General features: G+C 68.6%; 3 protein-coding genes. All 3 read left to right on the top strand.

Translation table 11 applies throughout. The features are described 5' to 3' along the window. Positions 1-128 precede the first annotated feature (128 nt). On the top strand, positions 129-2,147 hold the full coding sequence (locus A5701_RS16300) for a thiamine pyrophosphate-dependent enzyme (protein WP_067755609.1): 2,019 nt from the start codon (positions 129-131) through the stop codon (positions 2,145-2,147). Beyond that, complete coding sequence (locus A5701_RS16295) at positions 2,144-2,377, top strand: lipoyl domain-containing protein (RefSeq protein ID WP_082950093.1); 234 nt, start codon at positions 2,144-2,146, stop codon at positions 2,375-2,377. The genes A5701_RS16300 and A5701_RS16295 overlap by 4 nt, the downstream gene beginning before the upstream one ends. Next, a partial coding sequence (locus A5701_RS16290; RefSeq protein ID WP_067755603.1) for an enoyl-CoA hydratase/isomerase family protein occupies positions 2,374-3,161 on the top strand: 788 nt, incomplete at its 3' end. The genes A5701_RS16295 and A5701_RS16290, both read left to right, overlap by 4 nt.

Raw genomic sequence — 3,161 nt, 5'->3', positions numbered from 1 at the left:
GGCTGGTCGATCGGGCATCGCGGTCGAAGCTCTCCTCACTGGCACTTGGCGCCATCGGACGACTGAACAAATATCGTCATATTGTATTGTATGCTCGTTGGCGGAGTGCGCATCGCAAAGGAGTGGTGATGGCCACGCAGGTAGACGTCGGTACCCGGCCCCTGAGCAGCGACCGGGCCGTCGCGTTGTACCGCCTCATGAGCAAGGTGCACCACAGCGACCAGCGCGTCCGAAAAGGGTTGTCGTCCGGGGAAATCGCGATGAGCTATTGGCCGGTGGACGGTCAGGAGGCGATGTCGGCCGGGGCCGCGCTCGCCCTGTCAAGTGCGGACCAACTGGTCACCACCTATCGCGGGCTGGGCGACGTCGTGGCCAAGGGCGTCGACCTGACCGCGTACTTCGCCGAGATACTGGGCCGCGGCACCGGCCTGTCGAAGGGCAAGGCCGGCGCGATGGGCATCTACGACCCCGAGCATGGCATCGCCTGGACCACCGGCATCGTGGGCGCCGGCCCCCTGATCGCGAACGGGATCGCGCTGGCGGAGGCCGTCAAGGGCAGTGACCGCGTGGTACTGGTCAGCTTCGGCGACGGGGCGACCAGCATCGGTTACGTCCACGAGGCCATGAACATGGCTGCGCTATGGGCGCTTCCGGTGGTGTTCTTCTGCCAGAACAACGCGTGGGCCGAATGCACGCCGGTGGCCGGTTACACCCGCACGGCGCGATTGTCCGACCGGGCCGCGGGTTATGCGATGCCCGGCGTCACGATCGACGGCACGGACCCGCACGCGGTGTACCAGGCAGTGGCCGAGGCGGCCGAGCGCGCACGGTCCGGGGGCGGGCCGTCGTTCGTCGAAGCGGTCGCCTACCGCCTGCAGGGGCACTACTTCGGCGACCAGATGCCCTACGCCGACCCCGACGAGCTGGCCGCCAAGCGCGCCGACCCGCCCTTCGCGCGGTATCGGCGGCGGCTCATCGACGAGGGTTTGGCGCATGACGTCGACCTGGACCGGATCGACGCCGACTTGGTTGCCGAGATCGACGCGGCCTTCGCCGCCGCCCGCGACGCCGAGCCCCCCGCCGACGACGAACTGACCCGCGACGTGTTTGCCGCCCACGGCAGCGAGCTTGCGGCACCGGCGACAAAGCGCGCCGCGATGCCCCAGGGCGAAACCGAGACCCTCGGCCTGGTGCAGGCGATCCACCGCACGCTGGATCGCGCGATGGCGGCCAACGATTCGATCGTGCTGCTCGGCGAGGACATCGCCGACCCGTCGGGCGGCATGTTCAAGATCACCGCGGGGTTGTCGACGAAATACGGCGCCCAGCGGGTGCGCGACACCCCGATCGCGGAGTCCTCGATCATCGGCGCCGCGGTGGGCGCGGCCCTGGGTGGTCTGCGGCCGGTGGCGGAGCTGATGTTCATGGACTTCCTCGGCGTGGCCATGGACCAGATCGCCAATCACGCGGCCAAGATCCGCTACATGTCCGGCGGACGGCAGGGCGCCCCGGTTGTCATCCGCGCCATGGTGGGCACGGCGGCCGGCCCGCAGCACTCCCAGGCCTTCGAGGCCTGGGCGATGCACACACCCGGCATCAAGGTCGTGTGGCCCAGCACCGCCGCCGACGCTGTCGGGCTGCTCAACGCCTGCCTGGCCGAGGACGATCCCTGCCTGTTCATCGAGTCGATGAAGCTCTATTACGGCGGCGGCAAGGGGCCCGTGCCGACGGACGACTACGTGATCCCGCTCGGCCAGGCCGACGTCAAACGCGCCGGCGCCGACGTCACGATCTGCACCTACGGCAGCTTGGTGCACGCCGCCCTGGCCGCCGCCGAACAGCTTGCCGCCGAAGGCGTTTCGGTGGAGGTGGTCGACCTGCGCTCCCTGGTGCCGTTGGATCTGGCCACCGTTTTCGACTCCGTCCGCAAAACCGGGCGCCTGGTCGTCGCTCACGAGTCCGTCGGGTTCTGCGGCCCGGGAGCCGAAATCGCCGCGGCCGTCGGGACGGAGCTCTTCGGCGAGCTGTCGGCCCCGATCCAGCGCGTGGGCGGAACGTACACGCCCGTCCCGCGGGCGGCGACGCTGGAAGCCGCCTGCCGCCCGGACACGGCGCGGCTCGTCGAAGCGGTCAGGAGGATCGCGTGATCCAGGTGCGGATGCCGAAGCCGGGCGACGCGATCACGGAAGCGGAGGTGACGGAGCTCTACGTGGCGGACGGCGCGCATGTCTCCGAGGGCGATCCCCTTTACCAGATCGCCACCGACAAGGTCGAGATGGACATCGAGGCGCCGGCCAGCGGCGTTGTGACGTGGAAGGTCAGCGCCGGGGCAAGCTATGACGTCGGTGAACTGCTCGCCGTGATCGAGGCGCAGTGAACGCCCTACCGGATTCCGTCGACGTCGACCTCTGTGCGTCGGAGCTCGAGGGCAGGATCGACGGCGACACCCTGACCGTCACCATCAACCGGCCGGAGAAGAAAAACGCCGTCACCGCCGACGGCTATCACGGGATCAAACGGGCCGCGATGATCGTCGCCGACGAACCGGACCTGAACTTCCTGGTGATCACCGGCACGGGCGACGTGTTCTGTGCGGGCGGCGACATGAACGCGGTGCAGAATCCGGATCGCCGGTGGGACGCGTTCACCGAGTCCTATGACGGAACACCGTTCGAAACGCTGGGCAAGATACCGAAACTCGTGGTCTGCGCCGTCAACGGCATCGCCATGGGGGGCGGCTTGGTGATGACGTTGTTCGCCGATCTCGTCGTCGCCTCCGATCGCGCCCGGTTCCGGGTCCCGGATCTCACCCGTGGCGTGTACGAGGCGTTCGTCGCCGCTCGACTACCGCACCGACTGGGCACGCTGCGGGCCAATCACCTGATCTACGGCAATGATTGGGTCGACGCGCAGGAGGCCGAGCGACTCGGTCTGGTCGGCAAAGTCGTTGCGCACGACTCGCTGCGCGCGGAGGTCGATGCCTTGCTCGAGCGAGTCCGGAAGACCGGACCCGCCGCGCGCGCGGCCGTCAAGAGGGAAATGGCGCGAGCGCTGCCACCCGTCGACGTGACGGGCTACTGGTCGTCGATCGGAACCGCCGAACAGATCGAGGCCTTCACGGCGTTCCTGCAGAAGCGATCTCCGGCTTGGGCGGTCAGCCG

The sequence above is a fragment of the Mycobacterium sp. E3305 genome (assembly GCF_001666785.1).
Classification (GTDB): domain Bacteria; phylum Actinomycetota; class Actinomycetes; order Mycobacteriales; family Mycobacteriaceae; genus Mycobacterium.
This window is presented reverse-complemented; position numbering and strand designations above follow the sequence as displayed.

Coding starts and splice junctions, on each gene's coding strand:
- A5701_RS16300 (WP_067755609.1), top strand. CDS start 129: ATGGCCACGCAGGTAGACGTCGGTACCCGGCCCCTGAGCAGCGACCGG.